The 16,916-nt window shown below is 72.3% G+C and carries 19 protein-coding genes; 8 read left to right on the plus strand and 11 right to left on the minus strand.

Annotation, left to right across the window (positions count from 1 at the left end):
• Positions 1 to 2 precede the first annotated feature (2 nt).
• Positions 3 to 566, plus strand: a complete 564-nt coding sequence (locus tag EMA17_RS14405; protein ID WP_126637385.1) for a GNAT family N-acetyltransferase — start codon at positions 3 to 5, stop codon at positions 564 to 566.
• Positions 567 to 634: 68 nt separating this feature from the next.
• Positions 635 to 829, plus strand: a complete 195-nt coding sequence (bsaP, locus tag EMA17_RS14410) for a biotin synthase auxiliary protein BsaP (RefSeq protein WP_126637386.1) — start codon at positions 635 to 637, stop codon at positions 827 to 829.
• A 499-nt stretch (positions 830 to 1,328) separates the two neighbouring features.
• Here the strand turns inward: bsaP and EMA17_RS14415 are convergent, their stop codons facing one another.
• The 6 genes from EMA17_RS14415 to EMA17_RS14440 form a co-directional block, all read right to left on the minus strand.
• The gene (locus EMA17_RS14415; protein WP_246126656.1) at positions 1,329 to 2,675 is read right to left on the minus strand and encodes an HD-GYP domain-containing protein; all 1,347 of its coding nucleotides are present in this window, start codon (positions 2,673 to 2,675) and stop codon (positions 1,329 to 1,331) included.
• Between the two features lie 5 nt (positions 2,676 to 2,680).
• The gene (locus EMA17_RS14420; protein ID WP_126637387.1) at positions 2,681 to 4,084 is read right to left on the minus strand and encodes an HD-GYP domain-containing protein; all 1,404 of its coding nucleotides are present in this window, start codon (positions 4,082 to 4,084) and stop codon (positions 2,681 to 2,683) included.
• A gap of 180 nt (positions 4,085 to 4,264) precedes the next feature.
• Positions 4,265 to 4,582 carry a mycothiol system anti-sigma-R factor gene (rsrA, locus tag EMA17_RS14425; RefSeq protein ID WP_078975506.1) on the minus strand — a complete coding sequence of 106 codons (318 nt, stop codon included), beginning with the start codon at positions 4,580 to 4,582 and terminating at the stop codon, positions 4,265 to 4,267.
• Positions 4,579 to 5,304 (minus strand): sigma-70 family RNA polymerase sigma factor, encoded by a 726-nt coding sequence (locus EMA17_RS14430; RefSeq protein WP_235618548.1) that lies wholly within the window; start codon positions 5,302 to 5,304, stop codon positions 4,579 to 4,581. Before EMA17_RS14430 ends, rsrA begins: the two co-directional genes overlap by 4 nt.
• A gap of 58 nt (positions 5,305 to 5,362) precedes the next feature.
• Complete coding sequence (locus tag EMA17_RS14435; protein ID WP_371862998.1) at positions 5,363 to 6,001, minus strand: alpha/beta hydrolase family protein; 639 nt, start codon at positions 5,999 to 6,001, stop codon at positions 5,363 to 5,365.
• 43 nt (positions 6,002 to 6,044) lie between these two features.
• The gene (locus EMA17_RS14440; RefSeq protein ID WP_078975508.1) at positions 6,045 to 6,815 is read right to left on the minus strand and encodes an SOS response-associated peptidase; all 771 of its coding nucleotides are present in this window, start codon (positions 6,813 to 6,815) and stop codon (positions 6,045 to 6,047) included.
• A gap of 147 nt (positions 6,816 to 6,962) precedes the next feature.
• Between EMA17_RS14440 and aroA the strand changes: the two genes are divergently transcribed.
• Together aroA and rsgA are read left to right on the plus strand one after the other, a co-directional pair.
• On the plus strand, positions 6,963 to 8,240 hold the full coding sequence (aroA, locus tag EMA17_RS14445; RefSeq protein ID WP_126637597.1) for a 3-phosphoshikimate 1-carboxyvinyltransferase: 1,278 nt from the start codon (positions 6,963 to 6,965) through the stop codon (positions 8,238 to 8,240).
• A gap of 13 nt (positions 8,241 to 8,253) precedes the next feature.
• Positions 8,254 to 9,309 (plus strand): ribosome small subunit-dependent GTPase A, encoded by a 1,056-nt coding sequence (gene rsgA, locus EMA17_RS14450; RefSeq protein ID WP_126637389.1) that lies wholly within the window; start codon positions 8,254 to 8,256, stop codon positions 9,307 to 9,309.
• Positions 9,310 to 9,351: 42 nt separating this feature from the next.
• Here rsgA and EMA17_RS14455 read toward each other — a convergent pair whose 3' ends face one another.
• Positions 9,352 to 9,867 carry a DUF2231 domain-containing protein gene (locus tag EMA17_RS14455; RefSeq protein WP_126637390.1) on the minus strand — a complete coding sequence of 172 codons (516 nt, stop codon included), beginning with the start codon at positions 9,865 to 9,867 and terminating at the stop codon, positions 9,352 to 9,354.
• A gap of 245 nt (positions 9,868 to 10,112) precedes the next feature.
• Here EMA17_RS14455 and EMA17_RS14460 point away from each other — a divergent pair, with 245 nt between their 5' ends.
• Entirely contained in the window at positions 10,113 to 10,889 is a 777-nt protein-coding gene (locus tag EMA17_RS14460; protein ID WP_126637391.1) for a DUF4097 family beta strand repeat-containing protein, read from the plus strand.
• Positions 10,890 to 10,970: 81 nt separating this feature from the next.
• Here EMA17_RS14460 and EMA17_RS14465 read toward each other — a convergent pair whose 3' ends face one another.
• The 3 genes from EMA17_RS14465 to EMA17_RS14475 all read right to left on the minus strand — a co-directional run bounded on the left by EMA17_RS14465 (position 10,971) and on the right by EMA17_RS14475 (position 12,857).
• Complete coding sequence (locus EMA17_RS14465) at positions 10,971 to 11,516, minus strand: DUF2087 domain-containing protein (RefSeq protein ID WP_126637392.1); 546 nt, start codon at positions 11,514 to 11,516, stop codon at positions 10,971 to 10,973.
• Positions 11,517 to 11,589: 73 nt separating this feature from the next.
• On the minus strand, positions 11,590 to 12,279 hold the full coding sequence (locus EMA17_RS14470; protein WP_126637393.1) for an HAD family hydrolase: 690 nt from the start codon (positions 12,277 to 12,279) through the stop codon (positions 11,590 to 11,592).
• A gap of 89 nt (positions 12,280 to 12,368) precedes the next feature.
• Entirely contained in the window at positions 12,369 to 12,857 is a 489-nt protein-coding gene (locus EMA17_RS14475) for a hypothetical protein (RefSeq protein ID WP_126637394.1), read from the minus strand.
• 192 nt (positions 12,858 to 13,049) lie between these two features.
• On the opposite strand from EMA17_RS14475, the gene hisN reads away from it, so the two are divergent.
• Positions 13,050 to 13,847 (plus strand): histidinol-phosphatase, encoded by a 798-nt coding sequence (gene hisN / locus EMA17_RS14480; RefSeq protein WP_126637395.1) that lies wholly within the window; start codon positions 13,050 to 13,052, stop codon positions 13,845 to 13,847.
• A gap of 160 nt (positions 13,848 to 14,007) precedes the next feature.
• Positions 14,008 to 14,409, plus strand: a complete 402-nt coding sequence (locus EMA17_RS14485) for a CBS domain-containing protein (protein WP_126637396.1) — start codon at positions 14,008 to 14,010, stop codon at positions 14,407 to 14,409.
• 121 nt (positions 14,410 to 14,530) lie between these two features.
• Here the strand turns inward: EMA17_RS14485 and EMA17_RS14490 are convergent, their stop codons facing one another.
• A complete protein-coding gene (locus EMA17_RS14490) occupies positions 14,531 to 15,988 on the minus strand; it encodes a catalase (RefSeq protein ID WP_126637397.1) in 1,458 nt (485 codons plus the stop codon).
• Between the two features lie 119 nt (positions 15,989 to 16,107).
• Here EMA17_RS14490 and EMA17_RS14495 point away from each other — a divergent pair, with 119 nt between their 5' ends.
• On the plus strand, positions 16,108 to 16,551 hold the full coding sequence (locus tag EMA17_RS14495) for a Fur family transcriptional regulator (protein ID WP_126637398.1): 444 nt from the start codon (positions 16,108 to 16,110) through the stop codon (positions 16,549 to 16,551).
• Positions 16,552 to 16,916 lie beyond the last annotated feature (365 nt).

A 16,916-nucleotide genomic window follows, 5' to 3' on the forward strand; every position in this document is an offset into this window, starting at 1 on the left:
CTATGAATCCCCCTGGCTCCGCCGCCGCGGCCCGACCGCACGACCATCACCCCGCGCCGACCGGCGTCCGCATCCGCCAGGCCCGTCCGGAGGAGTACGAGGCGGTGGGCGAGGTGACCATCGCCGGCTACGCGGGCCTGGTCGCCTCCGATCAGGACTACGTCAACGACCTGCGCAAGGCCGCGCACCGCGCGGAGAACTCCGAACTGCTCGTGGCCGTGGACGAGCACAGCGGCGAGATCCTGGGCACCGTCGCGTTCGTCCTGCCCGGCAGCGCCTACGCGGAGGTCTCCCGCGAGGGCGAGGGCGAGTTCCGGATGCTCGCGGTCGCCCCGGCAGCACGCGGGCGCGGCATCGGCGAGGCGCTGGTCGAGGCGTGCCTGGAGCGCGCCCGCAAGTACCACTTCACCGCCGTGGCGATCTCCACCGTGTGGGACATGCGCGCCGCGCACCGGCTCTACGGCCGCATGGGCTTCCACCGCGCGCCCGAGCGGGACTGGTGGCCGGTGCCCGAGGTGGAGCTGATCTGCTACCTCAAGGACCTGCGCGAGACCCCGCGGGGCTGACCGCGGCCGCCCGCGGCGGCCGGGGGTGTCCGGTCGGGTCGCCGGGACCCAGGCCGTAATCTACGGCCGTGACCACCATTGCAGCCTTCTGCGACCACTGCGGCGAGCAGCTTGCCGGCGCCGCGCACGACGACTGTGTGCGGCGCCGCGAACTCGAGCCGCCGCGCTACTGCGGACAGTGCCGACGGCGGATGACCGTACAGGTGACCCCGCGCGGTTGGACCGCCAAGTGCGTCGAACACGGAGTGCTCACCTCGATCTGACCGGCACCCCTCACCGCCCGGCACCCGTCGCGGTCCTACCGCTGTCGGGCCCGATCCGGCGGGTGCCCCTCGATCCGCCCGGCACCCATCGCGACCCGACCGGGACCCGCCCCGATCCCATCGCTGTCCGACCCGATCCGGCGGGTGCGCCTCGACCCGCCCGGCACCCATCGCGACCCGACCGGCGCACGTCGCGGTCCCACCGCTGTCCGACCCGACCCGGCTGGCGCACGTCGCGACCCGCCCGGGACCCGTCGCGGTCCCACCGTTGTCCGACCCGACCCGGCAGGTGCGCCTCGACCCGCCCGGCACCCGTCGCGACCCGACCGGCGCACGTCGCGGTCCGGCCGGAACCCGCCCTGGTCCCACCGCTGTCGGGCCCGATCCGGCGGGTGCGCCTCGATCCGGCCGGCGCACGTCGCGGTCCGGCCGGGACTCGTCTCGGTTCGATCGGGAGCACCGCGGCTCGGAGGGCGCACTCGGACGGAGGCCCCGGCGTTCAGCCGGCCCGTTCGAGCACCTGCGCCAGCGCCTCGACCACCCTCGGGTCGTAGGCCCCGGCGGCGTCCGCGCGCAGCCGGGCGAACGCCTCACGGCGCGCGCCGAGGTCGTCGGTGGACGCGAGCAGGTCGTCGTAGGCGTTGGCCACCTTGATGATCCGACTGGCCAAGGGCGGCGGCGGCGCCGCGCTCTCGTCGCGATACGGATCGGCCTGCGCGGCCACGATGGTCGCCACCCGGTCGAGTACGCCGCTCTCGCGGATCACCTCCGCGCCCAGCCGGGCGATCCGCCGCTGTTCGGCGACGGGCAGGTCGAGCGTGGTCCCGCCGGGCACCGGGTCGGCCAGCGCCAACTGCCCGATGTCGTGCATCCGCGCCGCGTAGGCCAGTTCGCGCAGTTCCACCTCGCCCAGCCCCAAGTCGACCCCGACCGCGTGGGCCAATTCGCCCACCCGGGCCGCGTGTCCGGGCGAGCCGCACCCCGCCGCCTCGGGCAGCCGCGACAGCGCGTCGACGGTCTGCCGATGCACCTGCCCGATCGCGGCGCAGCGCCGGAAGGACAGCAGCACCAGCAGCGACGGCACGCAGAACACCGGTACCGCCCACAGTCCCAGCGCGCCGGTGGACAGCGCGATCAGCATCCCGGTGGCGCCCACGGCGGTGCCGATCCCGGCCGGTCCGCCCGGCGCCCGAGCGCCGTCCCCGCCGTCCGCCCCGATCCGCTCGCCGGTGCCGAGGCCCGCGCCGAGCGCCCGCAGTTCGGCCAGCAGCGCGGGACAGAACGGACCGCCCACCCGGAGCATGGCGACCACCACCGCGTCGCACAGCGCGGTCAGCAGCACCACCAGGACCAGGAACGTGCCGTACGCCCAGCCGCGCGCCATCACCGGATCGAGCCCGCCCGCCGCGTACAGCGGCCGGAACAGCGTCGCGGCGAACGCCGCCGCGAGCAGACGCCGGGCCACGTACGCCGGATCCGGCGCCCGCCCGCGCGCCACGTGCGGCAGCGTGCCCGCGAGCAGCGCGACGCCGACCACCGCGACCACCTGGAGCACGCCGTGCCGCGACACCGTGCCGTGCACGTCCGGCAGCAGGGCATAGGCCAGCGCGCCGGCCGCGCCCAGCGGGGCGCTCTCCCGGCTCCCGGGCAGCGTCACCCGGGCCGCCTCGCCGACCGCGATCACCAGGCCGAACACCAGCGCGTACCAGGGCTGCACCACGCCACGGGCCGCGGTGCCGGCCACCGCGGACACCGCGGCGAGCGCGCCCAGCCCGAGCACGAGGGTGCCGGTATGCGTGCGCAGCCGCGCGGCCGGACCGCCCGGCGCGCGCCGGACCCGTGACACCGCGATCACGATCCGCCACCGACCCGCTCGCGCGCCACCGAATGGGTGTCCGAGGCCCCGTCCCGGCAGGCATCCGGGGAGGTGCCCGCCGAGGGGATCTCCGGCCGGCTCTCCGCACGCGGCCTCCCGCGCGGCGCGGGTACCCGGTCCCGCACCTCCCCCTCCGGCCAGCCGTGTCGGTCGAGGGCCTCGGCCAACGCCTCGACCATCCGGGGGTCGAACTGCGTCCCGCTGCATCGGCGCAGCTCGGCCATCGCCGCCTCGGCACCGCGCGCGGGCCGATACGACCGGGTCGAGGTCATCGAGTCGAACGCGTCCGCGACCGCGATCACCCGGGCGAACTCGGGGATCTCGGCGCCGGCCAGACCCGCCGGGTAGCCGCGTCCGTCCATACGTTCGTGGTGGTGCAGGATGCCCGCGCGCGCCTCGCCGAGGAACGTCAGGTCGGCCACCATCGCGGCACCGGTCACCGGGTGCCGCTGCATCTCGCGCACCTCGTCGGGGTCCAGCCGCCCCGGCTTGGTCAACACCCGGGTGGACACGCCCAGTTTGCCGACGTCGTGCAGGATCCCCGCGTAGCGCAGGCAGACCACCCGGTCCTCGCGCATGCCGAGCCGGCGGCCGATCAACACCGAGGCGCGGGCCACCCGTTCGCTGTGCCCCCGGGTGTAGCCGTCCTTGATCTCCACCGCCCGCACCAGGGTGCGCACCGTCGCCTCGTGCGCCGCCCGCTCCCGGGCCAGCTGCACGTAGGCCCAGAAGGCCACGTACAGCGGGAGCAGCACCAACACGGCGGCGAACACGCCCAGTCGCTGCTGCCACAACACCGCCATCATCAGCGCGATCGGCACCGAGCCCAGCCGCCAGCCGGCCGAACGCACGAACACCTCGCGCAGCACCTGCGGTCGCACGGCGCCCTCGGCCACACCGACCGAGACGGTGTCGAACAGCCCGCTCACCAGGTAGAGCGCCACCCCCGCCGCGGCCGGCGGCACCAGCCCCTCGGGCAACTCGGCGGCGGACGGATACCGCGATCCGTCCTGCAGTTCGTACACGCCGGCGGCGACCGCGACGGCGAGCACCAGGTGGGCGGCGTGGGCCACGCGGGTGACCATGGTCGCGGTGCGCGACCGCGCGATCAGTACGCCGGGCACCACTACGGCCGCGGCGGGGCCGGCGGGCAGCAGCAGCACACCCGCGCACACCAGCGGGAAGAGCACCCCGTCGGGGGCACCGCACAAACCGCCGAGCCGGGCGCGGGCGACGGCTCCGAAGACGACGAACAGCACCGCCAGCGCGCCCAGTCGATCGGGTTCGACGCCGGCCCACGGAAGCAGGACGAGCGCGGACACGGACCCGCCCACCACGATCCCGACGTGGATCCGGGCGCTCGGCGGCAGCGTGCGCATGCGACTCCTCGACTGGTCGCTCGGACCACCGAGAATAGGCCGCCCCGGGAACGGCGGAGGGGCGCATGCCCGGTTTATCCCGACCATGCGCCCCATTTTTAGCCCGATGGAGTCAGTGGATCCGCACGCCTCGACCATCCGTTCGAGTCGGCGGTCCGCTCCCTCCGGAGCCCCTTCGGGTCACCGACCCGGTCGCTCCAGCTCGATCGACGTCTCCTCGACCGAGACCCGCTGGGCGTCCACTTCGACGCGCACCAGCTTGATCCGCTCCAGCACCTTGTTGCGCAGCTCCGAGGGGACCTCGTCGCGGCCGCAGCAGCGGTGCACCAACTCCTTCACCTGCTGCTCGAGGCCGTACTTGTCCAGGCACGGCGAGCACTCGTCGAGGTGGGTGCGGATGCTGGTGCAGTCCGCGTCGGCCAGCTCGTTGTCGATGTACTCGTACAGGTGCCCCAGGATCTCGGAGCAGTCCACCTCGTGGTGGTCACCGCAGCTCATGAGTCCGAGCCTTTCCGGTCGGTGCCTGCGGGGACGAGGCCGCGCTCGCGGGCGTAGTCGGCCAGCAGGTCGCGAAGCTGGCGGCGCCCGCGGTGCAGGCGCGACATCACGGTCCCGATGGGAGTACCCATGATGTCCGCGATCTCCTTGTACGCGAAACCCTCGACGTCGGCGAGGTACACCGCGATCCGGAACTCCTCGGGAATGGCCTGGAGGGCCGTCTTCACGTCGGAGTCGGGCAGGTGATCGAGTGCCTGCGCCTCGGCCGAGCGCAGTCCGGTGGACATGTGCGACTCGGCGCGGTGCAGCTGCCAGTCCTCGATCTCCTCCGCATGCGATTCCAGCGGCTGCCGCTGCTTCTTGCGGTAGGAGTTGATGAAGGTGTTGGTCAGGATCCGGTACAGCCAGGCCTTGAGGTTGGTGCCCTCTTTGAACTGGTGGAACGACGCGTACGCCTTCGCGAACGTCTCCTGGACCAGGTCCTCGGCATCGGCCGGGTTGCGGGTCATCCGCAGCGCCGCCGAGTACAACTGATCGAGGAACGGCAGGGCGTCCCGCTCGAACCGCGCGTCTTGCTGCTCCAAGGTCTCCGTTACGAGACCCACCTCCTTCAGGCCAGGAGTCGACGATATCGCCCGAGGCTGATCGGTGCCCGCACCCCACTCGGGCCAGGCGAGAAACGGTGCCTCGTTTCGGACAACCGAACCGGCGGCCTTGAGCATGGGAGCGACCTCCACTCGTCGACGCTTGACAGTGGTGGGAACACGTCGCCGGGGCGGATCATTCCCGGGTGCTCGGCACCGTCAACCAATCGCCCACACCGGCCGTGATCAGCGCCAACGCCGCTTCCTGAGTGATCTCGGCGCGCCTCGGCACGGCGAATCCGTGGTCCGCGAAGGGCACCGGGAGCACGGTCGGACCGTCCTTCGGGAACTCGCTCGGCGCACCGAACGTGTCCCGCTCGCCCTGCACCACCAGGGTCGGCACGCCCGCCCCGAGCAGTTCAGCCAAGCGCGAACGCTCCGGTCGACCGGGCGGGTGCAGCGGGAACGCGAGCGCCACCACGCCGGCGACCCCGGTCTCCGCCGCGGTGCGGCACGCCACCCGGGCGCCGGCACTGCGGCCGGCCCCGAACACGGGCAGGGCCTCGGCCGTGTTGCGCCGGGCGATCTCCTCCAGCACCGGAAGCCAGCCCGCATCCAACGTCCTGGGCGCCGGCGCGAGCCGCCGCCCGGCGACCCGCCACGGCTGCTCGACCAGGGCCACGTGCACCCCGCGCGCGGGCAGCGCGGCGGCGAGCGCCGCCAGGTCGCGCGCCTCGATCCCGCCACTCGCGCCGTGGCTCGCCACGAACCAGGCACGCGCCGCGACGGTGGCCCGGCGCAGCGTCACCCGCGCGGCGCCGGGCGCGGTGGCCACCTCGAACACCTCGGGCGCGGCGACCGCCGCGGGGCCGGCCGGTTCAGAAGAGCGTCGCGTCAACGGTGACCTCGTCCGGGGGAATCGCGTCGAGCAGGTGGGGCGCGTTGTTGCGCACGTTGTTCACGTCCGTGGAGACCGGGTGCGCCGTCATGAACCCGGCGGGCGGCGGCACGAGCAGCCCGCGTATCTCCTCCGGCTCGGTCCAGGCCGGGTCCAGCCACCCGTCCCACTTGTCCCGGGTCAGCACCAGCGGCATCCGCGGGTGGATCCGGGCCAGCTCGGGCTCGGCGTCCAGGGTCAGGATGGTGCACGTCCACAACCACGCGAGCGGGTCGTCCTCGGCCCGCCCGCGATCGCGCCACCACTCGTACAACCCGGCGAAGGCGACCTCGGTGCCGTCCGCCGCGTGGATCCAGTACGGCTGCTTGCGCGAGCCGCCCTTGGGGCCGTCGGGCGCAGTCTCCGGGGTGTGCCACTCGAAGTAGCCGTCGGCCGGCAGCAGGCACCGCCGCGCGGCGAACGCCTTCCGATACGCCGGCTTCTCATGCACCGTCTCGGAGCGGGCGTTGATCATCTTGGCGCCCATGCCGGGGTCCTTGGCCCAGGACGGCACCAGGCCCCACTTGACCGATCGCAGTTGCCGGGTGGGCGCGCCGCCGGACTCCACCGGGCGCTCCAGGACCGCGTACACCTGCTTGGTCGGGGCGATGTTCCAGTCGGGCGGAAGCTCGTCCGCGGGGTCGAAACGATCGACCTCGAACATCTCGACGAGGTCGTCGGGGCTCTTGCTGGACGCATACCGACCACACATGGCGTCCAGAGTGCCACGGGCCGGATGCCGACCACACATGGCGTCGAAGGTGCCACGGGCCGGATGCCGACCACACATGGCGTCCACAGAGCCACCGGCCGAAACGAAATCGGGGGTGGGGCGGCAACGCACTAGGCTTGGTTCGTGATGTCTGCGCTGTGGTCTGCCCCCGTTGCCTCCGCTCCCGTGACCGCCACCGTCGAGGTGCCCGGGTCCAAGTCGGTGACCAACCGTGCCCTCGTGCTGGCCGCGCTGGCCGGCGGGCCGGGGTATGTGCGCCGTCCGCTGCGCAGCCGGGACACGCTGTTGATGGTGGCCGGGCTGCGCTCGCTCGGCGTGGTGATCGAGGACCGCGGCGACGACTGGTACGTACTGCCCGGGCGGCTGGCCGGCCCGGCCGTGGTGGACTGCGGCAACGCCGGCACGGTGATGCGCTTCCTGCCGCCGGTGGCCGCGCTCGCCGCGGGACCGGTGCGCTTCGACGGCGACCCGCGCTCCTACGAGCGCCCGCTCGACGGGGTGATCAACGCGCTGCGCGACCTGGGCACCCGGATCGACGACGAGGGCGAGGCCCGGCTGCCGATGACGGTGCTGGGCGGCGGCGGGGTCGAGGGTGGCGTGGTGCGCATCGACGCGTCCTCCTCGTCCCAGTTCGTCAGCGCGCTGCTGCTGTCCGGGCCGCGCTTCAATCTCGGCGTCGAGGTCCGGCACACCGGCACCTCGGTGCCCTCGATGACGCACATCGCGATGACCGTGGACATGCTGCGCGCGGCCGGCGCGCGGGTCGACGACGGCGAGCCGAACGTGTGGCGGGTCGCCCCGGGCGCACTGCTCGGCCGCGACATGGTGGTCGAGCCGGACCTGTCCAACGCCGGCCCCTTCCTGGCCGCCGCGCTGGTCACCGGCGGCTCGGTGACCGTGCGCGACTGGCCCGAGCACACCACGCAGCCCGGTGACCGGCTGCGCTCGATCTTCACCACGATGGGCGGCTCGTGCACGCGCACCTCGGCGGGGCTGACCCTGACCGGCGGCGGCGCGGTGCATGGCATCGAGGCCGACCTGCACGACGTCGGCGAGTTGACGCCGGTGATCGCGGCGGTGGCGGCGCTGGCCGACGGCCCCAGCCGGCTGACCGGTGTGGCCCACCTTCGGCTGCACGAGACCGACCGGCTGGCCGCGCTGGTCAAGGAGATCAACGACCTCGGCGGCGACGTGAACGAGATCGACGACGGCCTGGAGATCCGGCCGCGCGCGCTGCACGGCGGGGTGTTCCACACCTACGACGACCATCGGCTGGCCACCGCCGCGGCGGTGCTCGGCCTGCTCGTCCCGGGGGTGGAGGTGGAGAACGTGGCCACCACCGCGAAGACCCTGCCCGACTTCACCGGCATGTGGACGCGCATGCTGAGCGCGCGCCGCGGCTGAGAGGCCGGGGACGATGGCGGGACTCGGCTCCAACCGACGCAGGGACCTCGACGAGGACGACATCCGGATCCGTCCGGGCAAGCACGGCTCACGCCCGCGCACCCGGACCCGGCCCAAGCACGAGGACGCCCGCGAGGGCCGGGTGCTGACCGTCGACCGGGGCCGCTACACCTGCCTCCTGGAGGACGAGGACGCGCCCGACCGCTCGATCACCGCGATGAAGGCCCGCGAACTGGGCCGCAAGGGCGTCGTGGTCGGCGATCGGGTCGCCATCGTCGGCGACCTCAGCGGCGGGGAGGGCTCGCTGGCCCGGATCGTCCGGGTCGAGGAGCGCCGCAGCACGCTGCGCCGCACCGCCGACGACGACGACCCGTACGAGCGCATCATCGTGGCCAACGCCGACCAGCTCGCGATCGTCACCGCGCTGGCCGATCCCGAGCCGCGCCCGCGCCTGATCGACCGCTGCCTGGTCGCCGCCTACGACGCGGGCCTGGAACCGCTGCTGGTGCTGACCAAGGCCGATCTCGCCTCCCCCGACCCGCTGTTGGAGATGTACGGCGCCCTCGGCGTGGAACACGTGGTCACCAAGAGCGAGTCCGCGTGGGACCTGGACCCGATCCGGGCCCGACTGGCCGGCAAGGTCACCGTCTTCGTCGGACACAGCGGCGTCGGAAAGACCACCCTGGTCAACGAGTTGGTACCGGATCACCGGCGCGCCACCGGTCACGTCAACGAGGTGACCGGGCGCGGGCGGCACACCACCACCTCGGCGCTGAGCCTGCGGCTGCCCCCGTTCGCGGGCGCCGCGAGCGCTCCGGGCACCGACAGGGGCTGGGTCGTCGACACCCCCGGCGTGCGCTCGTTCGGCCTCAACCACGTCGACCTCGGCCGGGTGATCAACGCCTTCCCCGACCTCGCGGCGGGCACCGAGGGCTGCCCGCGCGCCTGTTCGCACGACGAACCCGATTGCGGGCTCGACGCGTGGGTCGAGGCCGGGCACGCGGACCCGGCCCGGCTCTACTCGCTGCGCCGGCTGCTGCGCACCCGCGAGCGCGACGAGGGCGACTGACACCCGCCGACCGGCGGGTGTGCCGGGTCCGGATCCGGGCGGTCAGCCCAGCGGGCCGCTGCTGTTCTGCACCCTGTCGTGCCACACCGCCTTGCTGCCCGACTCGCCCACCCGCACCACCTGCACCACCGCGAGCACCGCGGCGGCCGCGGTCAGTACGGCCACGATCGGCAGCACGATCGGCGGTATCGTCCGCGGCCGGAAGGTGGCGGCGGCCCGGTGCCGGGCGACCAGGAGCAGCACCAGCGTGACGGCGAACAGGCCGAGGGCGTACCAGAGCATGTCCGCGCCGCGGTCCACGTGCGTCTGCACGTCGGCGGCGCGTTGGCCGTCGCTGAGCCGGTCGAGCCGGGCGAGCAGTTCCTCGCCGCTCTCCTTGGCCACGAAACAGGTCAGCGCGGCGACCGCGTCCAACCCGACCACCCACCAGCCGGCGCGCAACAACCAGGGCCGCCGGGCCGCCACGAGTACGCTCGCGACCGCCGCCACCGGCACGATGACCACCGCCAAGTGCACGACCAGGACGTGAACGGGCAGGCCGGAGACGGTGTCGAACATGAAGCGGTTCTCCTGAACGGTCGGGGATCGCGGGGCAATCGGGGGAGGTATCGACCCTCGCACAGATCAACGGCTCCCAGAGTGCCCGGGTTCAGCCGTGGTCGAACACACATTCCGCCGGGCCGGTCACCGTCCGCGCAGGGGGGACAGCCCTACCCCCGGTTCGGGTGACCGCCGGATGCCGGCCCCGGGACGCCCGCTCATACAGTTTGGGCAGCTTCGGATCACCTGTCGGGGAGAGTGTCATGAAAAGGCCGCTTCGGACGTCTTTGATCTTCTTCGGTGGGCTGTTCGCCGTCGGAGGGATCCTGATGGCCGCGTGGACCGGGCTCACGTTGCTCTCCAGCCACGACGTCCGCGACCACCGCGACTTCGCCCTGTCCACCGGCGACCTGATCATCGACAGCGACAACGCCGGGGTCACCATCGAAGCGGGCGCGCCCGGGACGATCAGCGTGGACAGCAAGATCACGCACAGCATCAACGGCGCGGAACCGTCCTGGAGCCTGACCGGCAACCGCCTCAAGCTGCGGCTGAACTGCCCGGGCTTCTTCAACGTGGAGTGCGACGGGTCCTACCGGATCAAGGTGCCGCTCGACATCCCGCTGGAGGTGACCTCGGACAACGGCGCCATCAACGCCAGCGGGCTGCGCCAGAACATGAAGCTCAGCACCGACAACGGGCACATCGATGTCACCGAAAGCACCGGGAACCTGCAACTGTCCACCGACAACGGGGGCATCACCACGTCGAGGGTGCGCGCCGACACGATCACCGTCGACACCGACAACGGCGGGGTACGGCTGCGCCTGGACACCGCGCCGACGAAGGTGAAGGTGACCACCGACAACGGTGGTGTGCGGGTCACCGTGCCCGGTGACGAGAACACGTACCGGGTGAGCACCAAGAGCGGCAACGGCGGCATCGACAACGAACTCGGCACCGACCCCCGGGCGAACCGCTCGATCGAGATCCGCACCGACAACGGCGGCATCACCCTCGACCGTGCTGCCGCTCACTGAGCCGCGGGTCACGGGCGGCGGGGCGCGGATGTCCGACGGGGGGACATCCGCGCCCCGCCCCGGCCCCGGCCGGACGGCGGGTCAGACCACGAACGATCCGCCCGTGCGCCAGTACACCCCGCCCTCGCGGCCCAGGAAGCCCTCGTCCACGAGATGTCTGCGCAGCGCGGCGTGGTCGTCCATGAAGCGGCGCAGGGTCTCCACGATCTCCGTCTCCTCGTAGCGCACGCCGGGTTCGAAGCTGCCGGCGATGTGGTCGAGCACGACCAGGCGCTTGGCCCGCTGCACGGGCAACTGCCGGACCCGGCCGCGCGCGAGGTAGGTCCGCAACACGGCCGCCTCGGCGGGGCCCCGGTCGGCGAACGCGTCGTCGGGCTCCTCGCCGATCCCCGCCGCCGCCTGGGCCAGCGCCTCGGGACACGCGTGCCAGCCGTCGCCGGCCCGCGCGGCCAGACCCACCGCTTCGAGCCGGGCCAACACCTTGATCGTGTCCCGCAGCGACAGGCCGGCCCGATCGGCGATGTCGGAGCTGAGATGGGCCTCGAGGACCAGCGCGGCGAACACCTTCAATCGGGTGTCGTCGGCGAGGAGACGGAGCAGTTCCGCAGGTTCGTCGGCCGGACCCATGTCCCCAGGGTAGGACGTGGCGCCCCGGCCGGGACGGGTTGACCGAACAGGATCACCCGGATGCGTGCGGGGCTCAGTCGCCGCGCACACCCAACTCGTCGATGTGCGCCAGCAGGTCGGCGGGCTCGTCGTAGACCCGGAAGGCGTGCGCGCGCTCCAGTTCGTCGGCGCCGTAGCCGCCGGAGAGCAGGCCCACGCCGAGCGAGCCGGCGCGGCGGGCGGCGAGCAGGTCCCAGATGCTGTCCCCGACCACCACGCACTGGGCGGGGTCGACGCCGAGCTTGGCCGCGCCGGCCAGGAACAGGTCCGGGTCGGGCTTGGCCCGCGCGACCTCGTCGCGGGTGACCATCGGCAGGTCCGCCGGCGCGCCGAGCTTGGCCAGCATCGGCTCGGCCCCGGCCCGCCGGCCGCTGGTGGCGATGGTCCACGGGATGCCCGCCTCGGTGAGGTGGCGCAACAGTTCGGGGGCACCGGGCAGCGGCTCCACGAACGGCACCCGGGCGGCGTAGTGGCGCCCGTGCGCGTCGGTCAGCGCCTCGACCTGCTCGGGCGACAGGTCGATCCCCGTCTCGCGCTGGATGCCCCGGACGAACAGGCCGCCGCTCATTCCGATCTTGCGGTGGATCCGCCACATGGCCAGGTCGATGCCGGCCTCGCCGAGCGCTTCCTGCCACGACATGACGTGGTGGTAGACGCTGTCGACGAGGGTCCCGTCGAGGTCGAAGACGAAAGCCGGCGGACGGGAACGCACAAGATCGGTCATGCCGGAAATCTAGCCCGTGGCCGACCTTCGAGGCCGTCCGCGCCGCATCCCGGACACCCGGCGCGCCGTGCGGCGCCGGGCACACCGGGTCACTTCCGAGTGGCCTGCCCGGTCGCGGACCTGCTCGGCACCGGCGGCGGGGTGCCCGGCTTGGCGGGTATCGCGGGCGCGGTCCTGGTCTGGGTGGGGATCGCCGGCGCGGGCGCGGCCGGGGTGCCGAGCCGGCTGCGCAGCCGCTGGCGGCGTCGGCCGAGCGATCGGGTCGCGGCCGGACCGGCCCGGCGCACCTCCTCGGGCAGCGCGAACCACGCCTCCACCACGGCCAGCGCCTGCGGGCGCTCGCCGGCCCGCTCCAGCAGGTCGGCCGCGCGCTCGTAGGTCCAGGCGGTGCGCATCTCGGCGCCGACGCCGTGCAACAGCGTGGCCAACTCGCGCAGTTCCTCGCGGTCGAAACGATCCGCGAGCGCGGTGCCCTCCAGCGTCCACCCGTCCAGACTTCGACGCGGCTGGACCAGCCCCGGTCCCGGTACGGGCTCTCTGCCGTGTGTTGTCCTGCGCCCGACCCCGAACAGTGCCATCGCGGTCCCGCACCCCCTCCGCCATCGACTCGTACCCGTAACACGCGCCCGACCGATGAACGGTTGTCGACTCTCGCTGTTCGCGCTTCCTTTCTGCATAACGAGCGTACGAGGCCACGGCGACGGCGCGTAAGTGTGTCCATGGGCGCGGGGCGCGCGGACCCGCGGACGCTCGCCGGTACTGTTCGTGTCATGCCCGGCTATGACGACGACCTGCGCTTCGCCCACGTCCTCGCGGACGCCGCCGACGCGACCACCATGGACCGCTTCAAGGCGCTCGACCTGCGGGTCGAGACGAAGCCGGACATGACTCCGGTGAGCGACGCGGACAAGGCCGCCGAGGAGATCGTCCGGCACCAACTCGGCCGCGGTCGTCCGCGCGACGCGGTGCTCGGCGAGGAGTTCGGCTCGACCGGACACGGCCCCAGACGCTGGGTGATCGACCCGATCGACGGCACCAAGAACTTCGTCCGGGGTGTCCCGGTGTGGGCCACCCTGATCGCGCTGATGGACGGCGACGAGTCCGTCATGGGCGTGGTCTCCGCGCCGGCCCTGGGCCGTCGCTGGTGGGCCGCCAAGGGCGCGGGCGCGTGGACCGGGCGCAGCCTGTCCCAGGCGTCCCGCTGCCGGGTCTCGCAGGTGGCGGAGATCGAGGACGCGTCGTTCGCGTACTCCAGCATGGGCGGCTGGGAGGAGCGCGGCCGCATGGACGACTTCCTGGACCTGACCCGGGCCTGCTGGCGGACCCGCGCCTACGGCGACTTCTGGTCGTACATGCTGGTCGCCGAGGGCGCCGTGGACATGTGCGCGGAGCCCGAGGTCAACCTGTGGGACCTGGCGCCGCTGGCGGCGATCGTCGAGGAGGCGGGCGGCCGGTTCACCTCGCTCACCGGCTCCCCCGGCCCGGCGGGCGGCACCGCAGCCGCGTCCAACGGCCTGCTGCACGACGAACTGCTGGCCCGCTTGGGCGATCCGCACGAGGGGTTCTGAGCGCGCGGATCGCGCTACTCCCTTCGAGTGACTTGCCCGCTATACCTTCCGTTGACCTTCCCGGGCATGTGACCATGTGAAAACAAGGCTTGTGAACTTGTGAATTCTTTCTCGAGCGCTCACCCGCCCTGTATCCACGCCCCGACGGAGGTGGTGTCACATGTTCGTCCGCGACGGCATGAGCACGATCGTTCTGACCATCGGCCCGGCCCATACCCTGCGCGCCGCCGCGCGCCTGATGTCCGCCCGCCAGATCGGCGCGGCGGTGGTGATCGACCCCGAGACGTCCGGCCTGGGCATCCTGACCGAGCGCGACGTCCTGATGTCGATCGGCGCCGGCCAAAATCCCGACACCGAGTTCGCCGGTGACCACCTCACCTCGAACGTCGTCTTCGCGACCCCCTCCTGGTCGCTGGCCGACGCGGCGGCGGCGATGACGCGCGGCGGTTTCCGGCATCTGATCGTGCTCGACGACGGCGAGGTGCTGGGGATCATCTCGGTCCGCGACATCGTTCGCTGCCAGATCCACGAGGCACAGCGAACCGAGGAACTGGTGGGCTGACCCCGGCGGGCGCCCGATGCGCGCCCGCGTCCCGCCTCCCGGTCCGGGCGTGCGAAACGCCGCCCGGTACCGACTCGTGGTTCGGGTACCGGGCGGCGTGCTCATCGGGGGTGGATCGCCGTCAGGCGCGCAGCTCCTTCACGGCCGCCGCGAGCCGGTCCCCGTAGTCCCGGTCGGCCGCCCGGAAGTGGCCCACCACCCGGTCGACGATGTCGTCCCGGGAGACCTTGGCCAGGAACCCGGCGATGTTGGCCACCAGCCGGACCTGCTCGTCCGCCGCCATCAACCGGTACAGGTCGCCGGCCTGTACGTAGTCGTCGTCCTGCGCGTGCGCCGGGGCCGGGTGGGTGCCGGTGGGGCCGGACACCTCGGTCGACGCCCACAGTGGCGCGCCGCTCTCGTACGGGCCGCCGAAGCTGTTCGGCTCGTAGTTCTTGGCCCGACCGCCCGGATTGGTCGCCATGTGCCCGTCCCGCCCGTGGTTGCGGGCGGTCGCGGCGTGCGGCGCGTTGACCGGCAGTTGGGTGTGGTTCACACCGAGGCGGTAGCGGTGCGCGTCGGCGTAGGCGAACAGCCGTCCCTGGAGCATCTTGTCCGGGCTCGGCCCGATCCCGGGCACGAAGTTGGCCGGGTTGAACGCGGCCTGCTCGACCTCGGCGAACACGTTGTCGGGGTTGCGGTCGAGGGTCAGTCGGCCGACCTCGATCAGCGGATAGTCGGTGTGCGACCACACCTTGGTCAGGTCGAACGGGTTGAACCGGTAGGTCGCGGCCTCGGCCACCGGCATGATCTGCACCTTCAGCGTCCACGACGGGCCCGCCCCGGCGTCGATCGCGTTCACCAGGTCCCGCTGGTGCGAGTCGGGGTCGGCCCCGGCCAGTTCGGCGGCGGCCTCCGCGGTCAGGTTCCGGATTCCCTGGTCGGTCTTGAAGTGGTACTTGACCCAGAACGCCGCACCCTCGGCGTTGACCCACTGGTAGGTGTGCGAGCCGAAGCCGTCCATGTGCCGGTAGGACGCGGGGATGCCGCGGTCGCCGAACAGCCAGGTGACCTGGTGGACGGCCTCCGGCGAGTGCGACCAGAAGTCCCAGACGTTGTCCGCCTCCTGGCTGCCGGTGTACGGGTCGCGCTTCTGGGTGTGGATGAAGTCCGGGAACTTCAGCGGGTCCTTGATGAAGAAGATCGGCGTGTTGTTGCCGACGAGGTCGTAATTGCCCTCCTCGGTATAGAACTTCACCGCGAACCCACGCGGATCGCGCACCGCGTCGGCGGCACCGAGGTTGCCGGCCACGGTGGAGAAGCGGGCGAACACCTCGGTGCGGCGGCCGGGTTCGGCGAGGAAGTGCGCCTTGGTGAACCGCGACACGTCCGCCGTCACCTCGAACCGGCCGTACGCGCCGGACCCGCGTGCGTGCACCACCCGCTCCGGGATGCGCTCGCGGTTGAACCGGGCCAACTTCTCCAGCAGGTACTGGTCCTGGATCAGCAACGGCCCGCCGGGACCCGCGGTCTGACTGTTCTGGTTGTCGGCCACCGGAGCGCCGGATTCGGTGGTGAGGGTCTGCGGCTGCTGCGACATGGTTCGTGACTCCCCTGGTGTTGCTGCTGTCGTCCGGGCCCCCAACCTAGAGCCAAGTTTGGACTTTGTCCAGAACAGTATTTAGACCAAATCCAAACCAAGACCTGTACCATCCAGCTATGAGCAACCTCCCGGAACGACTACGCGAGCGGGGTTGGCGCCTGACCGCACAGCGCCGGGTGGTGGCCGAGGTCCTCACCGGCGACCACGTCCACCTGACCGCCGACGAGGTGCACACGCGGGCGGCCCGGCAACTCCCCGAGATCGGCAGGGCGACCGTCTACAACGTCCTCAACGACCTCGTGGCCCTGGGCGAGATCCGCGAGGTGAGCACCGACGACCGGGCCAAGCGCTACGACCCCAACGCCCACCACCCACACCATCACCTGATCTGCACCGGCTGCGGCACCATCCGAGACGTACACCCGACCGCCGACCCGGCAACCACCCTCACGCCCCCCGAACGCCTCGGCTTCACCATCACCACCACCGAAATAACCTTCCGCGGCCTATGCCCAACCTGCCGCCCACTCAGACCCCAACCCAGCCCGTCCGGCGTTTGAGAGGGCGGTTCGTGAGTTGATGTCCTTTTCTGGGGAGCCTGGCAGGCTGCTGGTTGCGGCGCCGGGTCGACTACTTCTTCCTGGTGAAGCTGCCGGGGGTGGCCTCGGTGAGGACATCAAGCCTGACCAGGCGTTTCAGCTTGGCGCGGGTGCTCTCGATGTTCCTGGGCAGCGGTTCGTGATCGAGGGCCCGGCAGACGTCGCGGGCCCGAATGGGGCCGGTGGCCTCGTTGAACAGGGCGAGGATGCGGGGTAGTCCGGGTGCTCGGGTAGGTCGGGCGAGTCGGCCCGAGTGGGGATCCGGTCGGCGAGAGCGGTGACCGTCTTCCGGGTGATCGCGAGGTGTTCGAGGTGGGTCTCGGCCT

It is taken from the genome of Embleya hyalina, assembly GCF_003967355.1.
GTDB lineage: Bacteria > Actinomycetota > Actinomycetes > Streptomycetales > Streptomycetaceae > Embleya > Embleya hyalina.